Genomic DNA, 15,095 nt, shown 5'->3' with positions numbered 1-15,095 from the left:
TTTCTCCCGATGAGCGATTCACTAGAAGAAGAAATCGTATCGATCCGTCGTCACCTCCACCAGTATCCTGAGTTAGGCTTTAATGAACATCTCACATCACTTTATGTAGCAGACTATTTACGCAAGCTTGGTCTTCATGTTCGATCTGGCATAGCGGGGACGGGGGTAGTTGCATTATTGGATAGCGGCCGTCCAGGGCCTTGCATCGCTGTTCGTGCGGACATGGATGCCTTGCCATTGCAGGAGTTGACAGGTCTCCCGTATGCTTCACTTCATGAGGGAGTAATGCATGCCTGCGGACATGATGGCCATATGGCAATGGTTCTAGGCGCAGCTCGAATGCTTACGGATGCAAAGGCACAATTAAGCGGTTCCGTTAAGTTTATTTTTCAGCCGGCCGAGGAAATGCTGGGTGGTGCCCGGCATATGATCGATGCCGAGGTGCTGGAATCGCCGCGCGTAGACGGGATCGTCGGCCTTCATTTATGGCCCGACCTTCCAACTGGCGTCTTCGGTGCAAAAAGCGGGACCGTGATGGCAAGCATGGATCATGTGGACATCACGGTCCAAGGCAGAGCCGGGCATGGCGCTGCCCCACATCAGGGCGTCGATGCGATCATCGCCGCTGCCCAACTGCTCACAGCGCTGCAGGTGCTCGTCAGCCGTGAAAGCGATCCGTCTGAGCCCGTTGTGCTCAGCATGGGCTCGATTCACGGCGGAAGCTTGCCTAACATTATCGCGGATACGGTGGAAATGCGCGGCACGGTCCGCGCTATTGATCAGGGTACGCGGGAGAGAATGAAACGCCGCGTGACAGGGCTGGCTGAGATGGTCTCTTCAGGGATGAATGCAAAGGCTGAGGTGAAATACGAATTCGGCTATCCTCCTACAGTTAACGATGCTCATCTCATTGACTTAGCAGAGGAGACATTGTCGTCATTATACGGTAAGACAGCTATTCAGCATCTTCCACACTCCCAGATGACCAGTGAGGATATGGCTTACTACATGGAACAAATACCCGGAGTCTTTTTATTAGTAGGAGCTGGGGGAAAGGTAAGTGGGAAATATCCTCTGCATCATCCACAAATGACCATTGATGAGAAGGCGCTTGGATTAGGTGCGGTATTTTTAGCAAACTTTGTTTCGAATTATCAGGAAAGAAAACAGAACTGTTGAATACAATTTTGTTGTAAGGGCTTAGAGTATCAAATTCGTGATAGGGGGACAAAGATGAATTGCAGCCTGATCCTGCCCATCACGCCTGTTGTGTCCAGGTTGGAGTGCAGTCGAATTGTCCATGATTACGAGCGATTTCGTGATGGACTTCCTTCTGAAATAGAATCGTATTTGCTTGAATCCTACGGCCTTGATGTCTCCTCACGCTACGGTCCTCGTAAAATCACGAATCCGTTCGGCAAGGCGTCGGGCCAATTATCGTTAAATCTGCATCAGGTAAAGGCCGATGTCAACGCTGGTTTAGGTTTCGTAGTACTTAAAACGGTAATCGCTGAAAACGGTTATGGGCAGCGTTCGATGGAAGAGTGGGCGATCAAGGAAACACAGATGATGATTAGCCAAATTATCGGCAAGGAAACAGGCGAAGTCGGCTGGAATGTGACCTGGCAGGGACGAGGCTGGTATGGCTCACTTGAAGAGTACATAACATTCCTGTCAGAAGCGTTACAGCTTGGCAAAAGTTCCAGGACAGTCATTGTTCCCTCTTGTAAATTTCACTTGCCAGGACCCGAGGAATCCCATTTTCATATGGACGAGTATGGCTATACGATAAGGCGTTTTAATGAAGCCTGGAAGGCTTCTGGAATGGAAGATCCGCTGCAATTGGAGAAGGATTTCAGTCCGACTCTGGCCGGATCAGATCGTGCACGGCAGCAGAATACGATACTGCGCTGGCTTGGTGAGGTAGTTCCCTGTATGAGATCAGCGCTGCCAGCTCATGACCTTCGAGTGGGAATCAAAGTGATGAACACGATCTTTAATGACGAGTTTCAGATTGACGCTCTTCATACTTTAATGTCAGGTGTACGACAGCGACCGGATTATATTGTGTATGCTAATCGACTGTATGATCATGGACGAAGCTTCGCCGGGAGGATCGGTGCAGCCTACGGTGGACCAGACCTCAGCATACGAAATTTACGTATTTTACATGAGCTTCGACGTCAGGAGATTGAAGGAGAGCTTGCTTATACTGTCCCGATTTTATCTGGTACGGGGAACATTCATAGCGGAAAAATGGCATTGGAATACGCTTTGCGAGGCGTAGAAAGCATGCAGATGCACACCATGTTCCAAAAGCCGCTTAGTGCCTACAGTATGAGAAGGGGCTCAAAAACGGAGCGTGGACTTCATGATTTATATTTTCATCCGGAGACCGGTCTAGTTGCTTGGATGCTGCATTTGCGACACGCTGAGGAAATTGTAAACGGTGAAGGGATTACTACGTTTCAGGACATTGCCAGATGGTATCGACATCAGGGAAGACGTTTCTTTCAGAAATAGCATTTTGTAATAATATTGTTCGTGGGAGAAGGGATTCGATGTCGAAATCAATGATGGACAAAGTATTGAGGATTAGACAAAAAATAAGTGGGGGCATGGTTCCTGCTGTACCTGTTCCAAGATATAGTGATGGGAGCATTCACCACGATGCTCAGCTTGCATATGCCGATTATTTAAGTAAAATGCAGATTTCAGGCGTTGCCGTGTGGTCTCATACGGGGAGGGGGTTATATTTAAACGCGACCGAGCGTCAAGAGGTGTTGATGTCATGGAGGTCTGCACTAGGTCAGGATAAGGTGATCGTTGCAGGTGCAGGTGCGCGGTTTACCGGATCACTTCCTTTTGCTGAGCAGTTGAAGCAATGGAAGAGAGATGCATTTCGTATGGCCGAGCATGCCGTGGAATTGGGTGGGGATGCCCTGCTTGTATTTCCCCCTGTAATTTACAAAGAGCTCCCGCATAACGAGAGGGACAGAAGCATTGTCGATTACCATCGTGAATTGTCCCGGCTGGGAATTCCGCTTATTTTATTTTATTTGTATGAACAAGGCGGGGGGATGGATTATTCCGATGAGGTACTACATCAGCTGTTGTCACTTCCTTCTACGGCAGGAATAAAAATGGCTACACTAGACCGTGTGATGACGCTGCAGCGTGTATCTTCACTTGTTACCAGGGAGTACCCTGACCGTCTACTTATTTCCGGAGAGGATCGGATGTTTGGGTACTCACTTATGCGCGGTGCAACAAGTACTTTAATGGGGTTAGGTGCTGCTTATCCGAATATTCAAGGCGATTTAATTACTTCATATCAAGAAAAAAAATACGAGTTGTTCATGGAACTGTCTTCCCGAATTGATAGTTATGCTGAAGTGACATTTACAGAGCCGATGGATCAATATATTTTAAGGATGTTATGGAGCCTGGTATGTGCGGGGGTTATCCCCAGGGAGGCGGCTAACGACATTGTCGGATATGTATTGAGTGAAGATGTGATTGATCAACTGTATAGTACCATTCATAAGTGCCGGTTATATTAACTCAAGTTCTTACTTACTGAAGGGCTTTATTTTCTCCGCTAATTTAATATCTTCAGAGTAGTCCTTTTTAACTGAATCAACAGTATAAGTAATTTGCACTTTTAAGATAGTGTCCTCTGTGACAACAGTATCATGAAATAAAGTTCCTTCTCCGATATATTCCGTCAGGTGAGTTTCACGTCGATGAAATGGATCGCCTCCAATTCCAGTATCCAGAATTCTTTTCCCGTGAATCGTACCGGTAATAAGAATCCCATCAAATTGTTGATAAGTTCCTCCGAGTTCTAAATAATAATTAGGAGCAAGGTAAAGTTGGCCGTTAAATGCAACCAGATTGATATCTTTAATACTGAAATCTCCAGTTTCAATATCAAAACTATACTCAATCGGTTTTTGATTTAATTTGGCAAGACTAATTACTAGAAGTGTTGCGAGAGTAATAGTCAGAACGGATAGCATTGCTATGATAGTTGTTTTTCTCACATTCATTTTCACAGCCTCCTGATCATACATTGTTATACCAATTTATAATATGTTTAAAAATATCTCCGTGAAAAAAAATATAGAATTTGCTCTTGCATCCAAAATATTTCTTTCCGGTAAGTTAAATTAATATTAAAATGTCGTAATTCTTGGAAAAATCAGATTTGTGGTTCATAATAGAAATCGTGGAAGTTAACCCATCACAAGGAGGATATCATTCAATGCCTAACAATTTGCAAGATACAGTCACATTAAACAACGGAGTAAATATGCCCTGGTTTGGACTTGGCGTATACAAAGCAAAGGAAGGTAGTGAAGTGATTGATGCGGTTAAGGCCGCGATTCGCGCCGGATACCGCAGTATCGATACTGCAGCAGTATATGGCAACGAAGAAGGCGTAGGACAAGCGGTCAGAGAAGCGATGGAAGAGAATGGCTTGACTAGAGAGCAGTTATTTGTTACTTCCAAGGTGTGGAATAGTGAGCAGGGCTATGAAACAACGCTGCAAGCTTTTGAGAACAGTTTGAAAAAGCTGGATCTGGATTATATTGATTTGTTTTTGGTTCACTGGCCTGTAAAAGGTAAATATAAAGAAACGTGGCGCGCACTTGAAAAAGTGTATAAGGAAGGCAAGGTTCGTGCGATCGGCGTAAGTAACTTCCAGGTTCATCATTTGGAGGATTTGCTCGAAGATGCCGAAGTCGTTCCTACGGTCAATCAGGTGGAATTCCACCCGCAGCTCGCTCAACCGGAAGTGTTGAAATATTGCCAGACCAAGGGCATTCAGCTTGAAGCATGGGCTCCGCTTGGCCAAGGAAGATTTGTAGATCATGATATTATTAAGCCTATTGGGGAAAAATACGGTAAAACACCAGCACAGGTTATTTTGCGTTGGGATTTGCAAATGGGTGTAGTAACCATTCCGAAGTCTGTAACTGAATCCAGAATTATCGAAAATGCTGACATTTTCGACTTTGAATTGAGCGGGGAAGATATGCAAGAGATTGGTGCTTTGAATCAGAACAAACGCTTTGGTTCAGACCCTGACAACTTCAATTTTTAGAGGAAGCTCAAAAAATCAGCTTTTGATCACGAAGCAATTTAGATAGAGAGTTTGGAGAGGATGTAAATGAGCCAATCAGCTACGATCAAGCCTGTATCAACAGCACTTACGGTATACCCGATCCTGTTCGCGATCAGCATCGTACACATGCTGAACGATACGATGCAATCCGCTATTCCTGCGTTGTTTCCCGTGCTGCGTGAATCGTTGAGCTTGACGTATGGCCAGATTGGCTGGATATCGTTTGCTATGAATATCACGGCTTCGGTATTTCAACCGCTAGTTGGTATATATTCGGATGTACGACCCAGGCCTTATATTTTGCCGCTTGGGGTGTGCTTTACTTTGATCGGGATCGTAATGCTTGCGTATGCGCCATTTTACGCCTTCATTTTAGTGGCTGTAACATCGATCGGTTTAGGCTCTGCGGTTTTCCATCCGGAATCTTCTCGTGTAGCGTATTTGGCAGCAGGAGATCGAAGAGGATTAGCTCAGTCAATTTTTCAGGTAGGTGGTAACATTGGTACGTCCTTGGGACCGCTTATGTCGGCGCTTATTTTTATTCCGTTAGGTCAGCATAGCGTCGTCTGGTTTGCTATTGCGGCGATCATCGCGATCCTGATTCAATTTTATGTTGCAAAATGGTACGGATCACAGGATTTGCGACCCCGTCCGAAGCGCCCTGCAGCTAAACCTGTGTCTAGTGAAGCAGGCGTAAATTCAGGGCTAAGCAAACGTAAAGTGGGACTAGCTATTACAGTACTTGTATTACTGCTGTTCTCGAAAAACGTGTATTCCATTAGCATTTCAAGTTTTTACACGTTTTTCCTGATGGATCATTATGGGGTAGCAAAGGATACGGCGCAATGGTACGTATTTGCTTTTTTAGCAGCAGCTGCAGTAGGAACTTTTTTTGGCGGACCAGCCGCGGATAAGTACGGACGCAAAAACATCATTTGGCTGTCCATATTGGGCGCAGCACCTTTCTCGTTGCTGTTACCCTATGCCAATATGTTCTGGTCTGTTGTGCTTGTTATTCTGGCGGGGTTCATTATGTCATCCTCTTTCGCCATCATTGTTGTCTATGCTCAGGAATTGTTGCCTGGCAAAGTTGGACTTGTATCAGGGTTGTTTTTCGGGCTATCCTTCGGATTAGGTGGACTTGGGTCGGCGGTTCTCGGTAATTTTGCTGATCAGGCTGGTATTGCGGCTATCATGCAAATTTGCTCATATTTGCCTCTGATTGGCTTGCTAACTGTATTTTTACCTAAAGATGAAGCATTAAGAAATTGAACTCAACCACAGCACATTAAAGGAGCAGTCCCTAAAAGGGACCACTCCATAAGTTGATTAGTGAACTGTATAGTTGCTTCCATAATTGTTATCCCAATAGGTTGAACCGGCAGAGGAGTAAGCAATGGCATATTTCACTTCAGTTGCTCCTGGTACATTAAAGCTGTAAGTCCATAATTCTACAGTATTAAAATTGTTTGAACTATTGACGTAGGTTGCATATCCTTCATGTGTAGTTGCCCAATTGTCAGTTGTATAAACAATTTTTACAGTTTTAGTCGGGTTAATATTTTTGACATAGACAGCACCACTAAACGTATCGGTGTATAAAAAGTCATATGCTTTTATCACATCTACATTACCTAAAATAGCGGAGTTTGGAAAAACAGTATTAGGCTCATTGTAGTAATTAAGTGAGTTGTTGTTATCCCAATATGTGTTGCCGTTTACAGTGTACTTAATTGCAAATTTAACAAAGTTAAGATTTTTTAATTCTGGATGATTAGTTGTTAAGGAGCTAGTATAAATGGAGAAATTCCATTTTTCATGTGTTGAGCTTGTTGGAGCGACATACTGAGCATCTATGTCATACCACGTAACATCGTCGGTAGTGTAATGAACAGTTACAGATTTTGCATATCCAAGGTTCGCAACTTCAATATTACCTGTAAAGGAGTAAAAACTGAATCTATCCCTAACAATTTGAGAATCAATTAGTTTTACCTCATTTCCTGATGCAGAGGCTGAACCGATAAATGAAACTATAGAGATGATTGCAGACAACATGAATAAGGTTAGTATTCTTCTCATTTTTATCATAGTAATCTCCTCTTTCTTTATAATTTACTCCAACAGTATGTTTCTCCCTTATGACTATGAAGCAATGATGTTGATCAAATAGTAACATTCGCGCCTGCCCACACCTCCTTTTTTGAAACATAATGAAAGTTACATGAAAACTATGAAAATATTTACATGTACAATATATATAATTAGTCAAAATATGTAAATGAGTATAAGGTAATAAAAAAATGAACAATTAGGCATTAATTCATGGGATATAAGTCTGGCTGGTATTTATTCATTCGTGATCGTGATATAATTAGCTCGTGAGAAATTCGTGGAAAAATAGTCAATAAATTGTGTAAGTATATAAATGAGCAGTGAGTGATGAGGGCTGCTCTATTTTGCTAACCGGATTTAAGAAAGTGAATTGAGCTTGTGTTAACAAGATAATATCAGGAGGGACTATGGTATTTGTACGCCAGTTGTTTCGATTCGGTTATATGCAGGCGTTGTGCTGCATTTTTCCGGTCATCATATTTGGAACGTTAGGATTGACCAAGCTAGTAGAAGTTCCAGGATTGCCGAGATATGATCTGATACTAATCATATGTCTGCTAGCTCAGATTGGAATGGTTGCTTTTCTGGAGACGCTGGATGAGCTCAAGGTAATTTGTCTTTTTCATCTAATCGGACTGGCGCTGGAATTGTTTAAGGTACATATGGGTTCATGGTCGTACCCTGGGGAGGGATGGAGCAAGATATTTGGCGTTCCTTTGTATAGCGGTTTTATGTATGCGAGTGTAGCGAGTTATATTTGTCAGGCTTGGCGGAGACTTGATCTGCAAATTACGGGTTGGCCACGATCGATTTGGACAATTCTGATTTGCGCTGCGATTTATGGCAATTTTTTCACGCATCATTTTATCGGAGACTATCGCTGGATATTGACAGCCTTGCTCGCAGTGATATTTTTTCGGACCAAAGTGTACTTTAAGCTGCACGAGAGAACTTATTGGCTGCCCTTAATTTTATCTTTTTTGTTGATCGGATTTTTTATATGGGTCGCGGAAAATATATCAACCTTCCTTGGAGCGTGGAGCTACCCCGATCAGGAGCATGTGTGGCGTATTGTCCATATTGGGAAAATCAGCTCATGGTTTCTGCTTGTCGTGATCAGCGTCATCATAGTTGCTCAGTTAAAGCATGTCAAAAAGGGAATGGACAATACCCGCAAGCTGGAGTCTAACCCCAAAATGGATTCATAGGAGAGTTGATAAGATGAATAAATCCAAAGGTTATGTGTATTATTTGTTATGGATATTAGGTGCTCTTATACTGCTTTATTATGGAAATATGTTCTTGACAATGATGGTGCAAAAGAAAGATGAGCTATTTAAGGTTGAATACAGTTTACTGGGGAACATTCTTTATGCATTTGTCATAGGAATTTACTTGAGTTTATTAAATGGATTGCCGATTCGTCGAAAGTTTTTTAGACCTCTTTTCTTTTTCATATTTTTACCGAGCTTTATACTGATGATCTATCCGGTTATAGCTCTATATCTTGAACTACCCTACTATATGATGTACCTAAAGCTGATACATCATGAGGGATTCTTTTTCTTCTCCATGTTATGCGGGTTAACATTTATGAAAAGTCTGTTTAGCAGCAAATAAAAATGAGGTGAAATGATGGGAAAGGTTCTGATACTGGGGGGTACAAGGTATTTTGGCAAAAGATTGGTGAATCAGCTTCTTAAGAATGGTAATCATCAAGTGACTGTGGCTACGCGCGGCTTAACTAAAGCAGAATTTGATGGCCCGGTAGACCATTTAATCATGGATCGTAACGAAGAGTCGTCATTAGTAGAGGCTGCTCGATCGGGATATTGGGATCTCGTATTTGACAATATTTGTTATTCGCCGGATGAGGCGCTGGCAGCAACTACAGCGTTTGATGGTTATGTTGGAAAATACATTCTGACATCTACGCTAAGTGTATATGACTTTGGGAAATCTCCTCTGGTGGAATCGGATTTTGATCCATATGTGTATGATCTGAAAAGGGGAGGAAGAAGCGATTTTAGTTATGGCGAAGGTAAAAGACAAGCTGAGGCAGCTTTTTTTCAGAAGGCTAATTTCCCGGTAAGTGCGATACGAATACCTATAGTTCTTGGTCCTGATGACTATACACGCAGGCTCCATTTTCATGTGGAGCGAGTAATGCAAGGAACGCCAATTGGCATATCAAATCTTGAGGCTGAAATGTCTTATATTACTTCGGAAGAGGCAGCTGATTTTTTGCTATGGCTTGGCGGCACATCACTTACTGGTCCGATAAACGCCTGCTCAAATGGAAGTATAGCGTTAGGTGGGCTATTAGAAATGATAGAATCTATCGTTGGCAAGAAGGCCATCGTGGCCGAAAACTCTAAACAGGAGGATGAATCACCTTTTGGAGTGCCTACGTCCTGGATAATGGATACAGCAAAAGCTCAAGCAGCAGGCTACAATTTCACAACGTTAAGTGATTGGCTCCCACATTTGATTTCACAAATCGCAGAAGGATAAGTTAAGGAGGAGACAGAATGAGCTTAGCTTTTGAGGGATTGACTGTAATTGTTACTGGTGCGGGTCAAGGAATTGGCAAAGGTGTAGCAACGGCTTATGCAAGAGAAGGTGCTGCGGTAGTTGTGGCTGATATCTCTGAGGAGGCTGGACAGTTGACCGTTCAAGAGATTGTTCAAACTGGAGGTCAAGCGATTAACGTACCGTGTGATGTTCGTAAGGAAGAGGATATCAAGAAGCTGATAGCTCAGGCTGAACGTGAATTCGGCAAAATTGATATTTTGATTAATAATGCTGGGGTATCTCGATTTAAGTCGCTTTTTGAATTAACTGTAGATGATTGGGATGATGTGCTGAATACGAATGTACGGGGCTGCTTCTTAGCTTCTAAAGAGGCTGCTAAATTCATGAGACTAAATGACCATGGCGGAGCCGTTGTGAATATAGCATCTACTCGTTCCATGATGTCTGAGCCTAATACAGAGGCGTATTCAGCATCAAAAGGGGCTATTGTCGCTCTCAGTCATGCTCTGGCTATTACCTTAGGTGAGGAAGGGATTCGCGTGAACTGCATTAGTCCGGGTTGGATTGAGACGGGGGATTACGGTGCTTTACGTGACATCGATCATCAGCAGCATCCAGCTGGGCGGGTTGGAACACCAGAGGATATTGCTCGTGCATGTCTGTACTTGACTCATCCGAATAATGACTTCGTGACGGGAACTCACCTGGTTGTTGACGGCGGGATGACGCGGAAAATGATCTATGAGGAATAATGCAAAAGTGGTGGGAACAGGTGATTAAGCTGGCGTTTTGGAAAAAGAAAGCTACTGGCTTCAGTAAAAATAGCAACGTTAGGGATATCAAGAGCCAAAAATGCTCACGCTGCGGTAAATTTAAGCTTATTGCCTTTTATGCAGATGAGTATGGAGGGGTTAAGGGGCTTTGCAAAGAATGCAGGAAAGAGATCGAGAAGATGCGAGAGCTCTTTCCTATATAAGAAAAGGAGAATGTTTGTGGGCTTGTTTGATAAATTGAGAAGAAAAAAAGAAGCTGAAGCTCCAGTTGCCGCGGAGGAGCGTACTGAGCCGGTGTTAGGATTTGTCCTTCTGAATCGGCCGCAGTATGATTGGAAATTGTTTATTGCAACGATGGCAAGCGATTGGGGCTTGGAAATTACGGAAGGGTCTGAAGAAGAAAATCTAGTGTTTCAGGTTGACGGAATGATGGTGGCATGTGCATATATGCCTATGCCAATTCCGGAGCGTGAAGTAGAGGATTGCTGCAAATACAACCTGATTTGGCCTGAAGCTGAGCAGGTGGTGTCTGAACAGCAGGCCCATGTTATCGTAACCGTTATGAATGCTGCAGATCCGCTAGCAGCACATGTGCTGTTTACTCAAGTGACGGCAAGCTTATTAAAATGGGATCATGCCATTGCTTATTATTCCGCTCCTCTAGTCGTTAGCGCGAGCAACTATATTAGAGGTTCAGAGGCGCTTAAGGAACAGGATTTTCCTGTACAGCAATGGGTGTTTATCGGGCTGTATACGCAGGAGCAGAAGGCTTGCGCTTATACAGTAGGCTTGAATAAATTTGGCAAAGACGAGATAGAAATCCTGAATTCTGAAAATGATCTTAGCGAAGTATTTGGATTTATGATTTCGATTATTAGTTATGTCATTGGTTACAATGTCATTTTGCAGGATGGGCAGACTATTGGTTTTACAGCGGAACAAAAGCTGCCAATGACACGTTCCAAAGGAGTATCTGTGCAGGGGGACAGTATTAAAATTGAGTTTTAATATTTTACATAAGATTAAGAATCATTCATAAATCGCGTGCATTCGGAAGGAGGTATTCCGAGTGGCGCGATTTTCTTTATATAATCCATTGATTATATAATCTATCACTTATATAATGATCTATGATCCTATCTGCTAGTTACTGAGAGAGAAAGGAGGCATCTTTATTGGATGAAATGATTACTATACTGAAGCTTCTTGCTGATCGGACACGACTTACTATTTTGACACTATTAAAAGATGGAGAACGTTGTGTTTGCGATCTGGTAGATATTTTGCAAACGACTCAACCAAACATCAGTCAACATCTGCGCAAGTTAAAGGACGCCGGGCTTGTTCAGGAATCAAGAAGGGGGCAATGGGCTTATTATTCACTAAGCGTGGATAACCAGTCATATGTTCAGGCTGTAATGAGTGAAGTTACGCTACCTGACAATATTTTAGAAAATATGAAGAAAAAATGCACATCGAACGATTGCTGCAATTAAGGAAGAGGCGAATGAAGTTTTGGTTTATGCTGCGATAGCTATTTTTTTACTTACTTTATTTTTTGTGATTTGGCAGCCAAAGGGACTTGGGATTGGATGGTCAGCAATGGGCGGTGCTGCTCTCGCTCTATTAACCGGAGTAGTTAGTTTTACGGATGTGGCTGATGTGACCAAAATCGTATGGAACGCCACATTTGCTTTTGTTGCCATTATCATTATTTCTTTATTGCTGGACGAGATCGGCTTTTTTGAATGGGCTGCGCTGCATATGGCTTCTCTGGCCCGGGGTAACGGCAGGCTGATGTTTGTGTATGTTATTTTGCTGGGAGCTCTGGTATCTGCGTTGTTTGCTAATGATGGGGGAGCGCTCATATTAACTCCGATCGTATTAGCTATGGTTCGCGCCTTGAAATTTGATGAACGTATGGTGCTTCCATTCATTATGGCGAGTGGATTTATAGCGGATACTACGTCTTTACCGCTCGTTGTTAGCAATTTGGTGAACATCGTGTCAGCGGACTTTTTTGGGATTACTTTTCTGGACTATGCTGTGAAAATGATCGTTCCGAACTTTGTCTCTCTGGGAGCGAGCTTGCTCGTGTTGTATTTGTTTTATCGCAAGCAAATTCCGCAAAGCTATCAAATGGAACAGCTAAAAAAACCGGAGGATGCCATCAAGGACCCTCGTTTATTCCGGCTTTCATGGATCATTCTTGGGCTTCTCCTCATCGCCTATCTATCCGCTGAATTTATTAAGGTTCCTGTATCGATTGCTGCTGGTGTAGTGGCCTTAATATTTATCGTATTCACTCGAAGTAATCCGGCGATAGAAACTCGAAGAGTGATTAAGGAAGCTCCTTGGTCGATCGTTGTTTTTTCAATAGGTATGTACGTGGTAGTGTATGGTCTTCGAAATGTCGGCTTGACGGATTCACTTGGTGCGATCATTCAGTGGTTCTCTGATCATGGTGTGTATGCGGCTACGATAGGAATGGGATTTCTTGCGGCTATTCTGTCGTCCGTTATGAACAATTTGCCTACAGTGATGATCGATGCGCTGGCGATTCATAGTACACAAACCGAGGGATTGGTGCGTGAAGCTCTGATCTATGCTAACGTCATTGGCTCGGACTTGGGTCCGAAAATAACGCCAATCGGTTCGCTAGCAACGCTGCTGTGGCTTCATGTTTTATCAAGAAAAGGCATCAAAATTACATGGGGGCGCTATTTTAAAACAGGGATTCTGCTGACCGTGCCAACGCTGTTTATTACCTTAACTGGACTATATTTATGGCTGCTGATTGTATCGTAAAAAGAGGGGGATTTATCCATGAAAAGGAAGACGGTTTATTTTCTGTGTACAGGTAATTCATGTCGGAGTCAAATGGCGGACGGGCTCTTGACTACAATTGGTGGAGAACGATTTGAGGTGCTGAGTGCGGGCTTGGAAGCACATGGTCTTAATCCAAGAGCCGTTCAGGTGATGCAGGAAATCGGGATCGATATTAGTAAAAATCACTCGGAGATTATTGATTCCGATATTTTGAAGCGCGCCGACTACATTATTACCTTATGTGGGCATGCGGACGAGCATTGTCCGGTCGTGAACAATCCATCAGCAACTCGATGGCACTGGGGTTTTGATGATCCAGCTCAAGCTAAAGGTACTGATGAAGAGATTATGGATGAGTTTCGTCAGGTGCGTGATGCGATTAGAGACCGGATTGAGCGTTTTGTGGATACAGGGGAGTAGTTCAATAAAAGTGTGCAATAGTGCGGAACGGTAGAGTAATGGTGAGTAATGTGCCTTGCTTCAAAGCTGAGATCAAGTGGATGATAGAGGACTTCCGTTAATACTTTGTGATGCATGCGCAAGTGGTTATCGCTAATCCTGCTATGATGCATCCAGCAAAGACTAATGTGAGTGCGTCAACGAAATTGCTGCAAAAATACATCTTTTGGAGGCGAAATTTCACTTCCATATAGAATTGATGCAAAAGTGCAGTTTTTTCAAGGCTGGTCGTGCAATATGGGAATGAATTGAGTGAAAAGCCTGCATTTTTGCAGGGATTTCACTCAGAACGGCGCTGTCACCATGAAATGCATGCACTTTTGCAAGAATTTTATACGAATTTCGTTTAGAGTTAAGCAGTAAATCTCATGAAGATCTTCTTTAAGACTATAATATTGGAAATCTTTATGCTATATTGTATTTAATTTAATACAAAATCTGCACTAGGGGAGCCTTGAATGGCTGAGACGGTGAATTCCGGACCCTTCGAACCTGATCTGGATCATACCAGCGTAGGGAAGTGTTGCGAATGCCTTCATTTTTTGCTGTACATAAGCTATTGAAGTGAAGTGTAATAAGCCACTTTCCTGCGGGAAGGTGGTTTTTTTGTGTTAAATAGGTTGTTCCATTGGAAGGAGGTTGTGGATGTACGAGCTGCATGTCATCTCTGACGGGATTATGCCGTTAACCCAATTTGCGGAAATCGCCGCGAGGATTCATCCCTTTGTGACTGCGATCCATATTCGCGAGAGACAAAGGACAGCTATAGAGATTTGGAATGGGGTTCAGCAGCTGCTATCGAATGGGATACCGCCTGAAAAAATCACTGTAAATGATCGCCTGGATATCGCATGGGCATGCGGAATCGGTAGTGTTCATCTGGCAACTCACAGCATTCCGTTACAACCGCTTGTACGTTTGTCACACGGACTACGCATCGGGAGGTCAGTACATACGGTGGAGGAAGCCAGGGAATGTGCCACTGCAGGTGTTGATTATTTGTTTTTTGGTCATGTATATGACAGTGAATCGAAGCGAGGATTAAAGCCACGAGGTTTGCGACAATTGCATGAGGTTATAGCAGCAGTTCCTATTCCTGTCATAGCCATAGGCGGCATCGGACTAGATCAAATTGATGAGGTGCTCGATTATGGTGCACAAGGAATCGCGGTAATCAGCAGTATACTTCATGCTGTAAATCCGGTAAAAGCAGCTCAACAAATGGCTGAAAAACTAAACGAAAGAAGGTAATA

General features: G+C 43.2%; 17 protein-coding genes and 1 riboswitch. Of the genes, 15 read left to right on the top strand and 2 right to left on the bottom strand.

The window, feature by feature from the left end:
* Positions 1 to 9: 9 nt before the first annotated feature.
* The 3 genes from BLS49_RS01105 to BLS49_RS01095 are packed head-to-tail and all read left to right on the top strand — an operon-like array spanning position 10 to position 3,563.
* Entirely contained in the window at positions 10 to 1,179 is a 1,170-nt protein-coding gene (locus tag BLS49_RS01105; protein ID WP_245742224.1) for a M20 metallopeptidase family protein, read from the top strand.
* A gap of 54 nt (positions 1,180 to 1,233) precedes the next feature.
* On the top strand, positions 1,234 to 2,523 hold the full coding sequence (locus BLS49_RS01100; RefSeq protein ID WP_091225985.1) for a hypothetical protein: 1,290 nt from the start codon (positions 1,234 to 1,236) through the stop codon (positions 2,521 to 2,523).
* A 38-nt stretch (positions 2,524 to 2,561) separates the two neighbouring features.
* Positions 2,562 to 3,563 (top strand): dihydrodipicolinate synthase family protein, encoded by a 1,002-nt coding sequence (locus BLS49_RS01095; protein ID WP_175471263.1) that lies wholly within the window; start codon positions 2,562 to 2,564, stop codon positions 3,561 to 3,563.
* A gap of 9 nt (positions 3,564 to 3,572) precedes the next feature.
* On the opposite strand, the gene BLS49_RS01090 is transcribed toward BLS49_RS01095, so the two are convergent.
* Entirely contained in the window at positions 3,573 to 4,052 is a 480-nt protein-coding gene (locus tag BLS49_RS01090) for a hypothetical protein (protein ID WP_091225982.1), read from the bottom strand.
* A gap of 215 nt (positions 4,053 to 4,267) precedes the next feature.
* On the opposite strand from BLS49_RS01090, the gene BLS49_RS01085 reads away from it, so the two are divergent.
* Together BLS49_RS01085 and BLS49_RS01080 are read left to right on the top strand one after the other, a co-directional pair.
* On the top strand, positions 4,268 to 5,110 hold the full coding sequence (locus BLS49_RS01085; RefSeq protein WP_091225980.1) for an aldo/keto reductase: 843 nt from the start codon (positions 4,268 to 4,270) through the stop codon (positions 5,108 to 5,110).
* Between the two features lie 66 nt (positions 5,111 to 5,176).
* A complete protein-coding gene (locus tag BLS49_RS01080) occupies positions 5,177 to 6,403 on the top strand; it encodes an MFS transporter (protein WP_091225978.1) in 1,227 nt (408 codons plus the stop codon).
* A 57-nt stretch (positions 6,404 to 6,460) separates the two neighbouring features.
* Here BLS49_RS01080 and BLS49_RS01075 read toward each other — a convergent pair whose 3' ends face one another.
* Positions 6,461 to 7,222: a carbohydrate-binding protein gene (locus BLS49_RS01075; RefSeq protein WP_091225977.1), complete on the bottom strand. Its 762-nt coding sequence runs from the start codon at positions 7,220 to 7,222 to the stop codon at positions 6,461 to 6,463.
* 431 nt (positions 7,223 to 7,653) lie between these two features.
* Between BLS49_RS01075 and BLS49_RS01070 the strand changes: the two genes are divergently transcribed.
* The 10 genes from BLS49_RS01070 (at position 7,654) to BLS49_RS01030 (ending at position 15,093) form a co-directional block, all read left to right on the top strand.
* Complete coding sequence (locus BLS49_RS01070) at positions 7,654 to 8,454, top strand: DUF817 domain-containing protein (RefSeq protein ID WP_091225975.1); 801 nt, start codon at positions 7,654 to 7,656, stop codon at positions 8,452 to 8,454.
* 13 nt (positions 8,455 to 8,467) lie between these two features.
* Complete coding sequence (locus BLS49_RS01065; protein WP_091225973.1) at positions 8,468 to 8,866, top strand: hypothetical protein; 399 nt, start codon at positions 8,468 to 8,470, stop codon at positions 8,864 to 8,866.
* Between the two features lie 12 nt (positions 8,867 to 8,878).
* Positions 8,879 to 9,760: a Rossmann-fold NAD(P)-binding domain-containing protein gene (locus tag BLS49_RS01060; RefSeq protein WP_342707155.1), complete on the top strand. Its 882-nt coding sequence runs from the start codon at positions 8,879 to 8,881 to the stop codon at positions 9,758 to 9,760.
* Between the two features lie 17 nt (positions 9,761 to 9,777).
* Positions 9,778 to 10,533, top strand: coding sequence for an SDR family NAD(P)-dependent oxidoreductase (locus BLS49_RS01055; RefSeq protein WP_091225970.1), 756 nt, complete (start codon positions 9,778 to 9,780; stop codon positions 10,531 to 10,533).
* A complete protein-coding gene (locus tag BLS49_RS24675; RefSeq protein ID WP_175471262.1) occupies positions 10,533 to 10,757 on the top strand; it encodes a hypothetical protein in 225 nt (74 codons plus the stop codon). The genes BLS49_RS01055 and BLS49_RS24675 overlap by 1 nt, the downstream gene beginning before the upstream one ends.
* A gap of 16 nt (positions 10,758 to 10,773) precedes the next feature.
* Complete coding sequence (locus BLS49_RS01050) at positions 10,774 to 11,562, top strand: DUF4261 domain-containing protein (protein WP_175471261.1); 789 nt, start codon at positions 10,774 to 10,776, stop codon at positions 11,560 to 11,562.
* A 176-nt stretch (positions 11,563 to 11,738) separates the two neighbouring features.
* Positions 11,739 to 12,050, top strand: coding sequence for an ArsR/SmtB family transcription factor (locus BLS49_RS01045; RefSeq protein ID WP_091226434.1), 312 nt, complete (start codon positions 11,739 to 11,741; stop codon positions 12,048 to 12,050).
* Between the two features lie 19 nt (positions 12,051 to 12,069).
* Positions 12,070 to 13,362, top strand: coding sequence for an arsenic transporter (locus BLS49_RS01040; RefSeq protein WP_091225967.1), 1,293 nt, complete (start codon positions 12,070 to 12,072; stop codon positions 13,360 to 13,362).
* 18 nt (positions 13,363 to 13,380) lie between these two features.
* Positions 13,381 to 13,803 carry an arsenate reductase (thioredoxin) gene (gene arsC, locus BLS49_RS01035; RefSeq protein WP_091225966.1) on the top strand — a complete coding sequence of 141 codons (423 nt, stop codon included), beginning with the start codon at positions 13,381 to 13,383 and terminating at the stop codon, positions 13,801 to 13,803.
* Between the two features lie 474 nt (positions 13,804 to 14,277).
* Positions 14,278 to 14,378, top strand: a riboswitch (TPP riboswitch).
* 109 nt (positions 14,379 to 14,487) lie between these two features.
* The gene (locus BLS49_RS01030; RefSeq protein ID WP_091225964.1) at positions 14,488 to 15,093 is read left to right on the top strand and encodes a thiamine phosphate synthase; all 606 of its coding nucleotides are present in this window, start codon (positions 14,488 to 14,490) and stop codon (positions 15,091 to 15,093) included.
* Positions 15,094 to 15,095 lie beyond the last annotated feature (2 nt).

This window comes from Fontibacillus panacisegetis (assembly GCF_900102215.1).
Lineage (GTDB): Bacteria > Bacillota > Bacilli > Paenibacillales > Paenibacillaceae > Fontibacillus > Fontibacillus panacisegetis.
Note: the sequence above shows the minus strand (reverse complement) of the source record. Positions and strands in the feature narration are given on the sequence as shown.

Coding starts and splice junctions, on each gene's coding strand:
- BLS49_RS01070 (WP_091225975.1), top strand. CDS start 7,654: ATGGTATTTGTACGCCAGTTGTTTCGATTCGGTTATATGCAGGCGTTG.
- BLS49_RS01095 (WP_175471263.1), top strand. CDS start 2,562: ATGTCGAAATCAATGATGGACAAAGTATTGAGGATTAGACAAAAAATA.
- BLS49_RS01080 (WP_091225978.1), top strand. CDS start 5,177: ATGAGCCAATCAGCTACGATCAAGCCTGTATCAACAGCACTTACGGTA.
- BLS49_RS01085 (WP_091225980.1), top strand. CDS start 4,268: ATGCCTAACAATTTGCAAGATACAGTCACATTAAACAACGGAGTAAAT.
- BLS49_RS01100 (WP_091225985.1), top strand. CDS start 1,234: ATGAATTGCAGCCTGATCCTGCCCATCACGCCTGTTGTGTCCAGGTTG.
- BLS49_RS01045 (WP_091226434.1), top strand. CDS start 11,739: ATGATTACTATACTGAAGCTTCTTGCTGATCGGACACGACTTACTATT.
- BLS49_RS01065 (WP_091225973.1), top strand. CDS start 8,468: ATGAATAAATCCAAAGGTTATGTGTATTATTTGTTATGGATATTAGGT.
- BLS49_RS01030 (WP_091225964.1), top strand. CDS start 14,488: ATGTACGAGCTGCATGTCATCTCTGACGGGATTATGCCGTTAACCCAA.
- BLS49_RS01090 (WP_091225982.1), bottom strand. CDS start 4,052: ATGAATGTGAGAAAAACAACTATCATAGCAATGCTATCCGTTCTGACT.
- BLS49_RS01055 (WP_091225970.1), top strand. CDS start 9,778: ATGAGCTTAGCTTTTGAGGGATTGACTGTAATTGTTACTGGTGCGGGT.
- BLS49_RS01060 (WP_342707155.1), top strand. CDS start 8,879: ATGATGGGAAAGGTTCTGATACTGGGGGGTACAAGGTATTTTGGCAAA.
- BLS49_RS24675 (WP_175471262.1), top strand. CDS start 10,533: ATGCAAAAGTGGTGGGAACAGGTGATTAAGCTGGCGTTTTGGAAAAAG.
- BLS49_RS01105 (WP_245742224.1), top strand. CDS start 10: ATGAGCGATTCACTAGAAGAAGAAATCGTATCGATCCGTCGTCACCTC.
- BLS49_RS01075 (WP_091225977.1), bottom strand. CDS start 7,222: ATGATAAAAATGAGAAGAATACTAACCTTATTCATGTTGTCTGCAATC.
- arsC (WP_091225966.1), top strand. CDS start 13,381: ATGAAAAGGAAGACGGTTTATTTTCTGTGTACAGGTAATTCATGTCGG.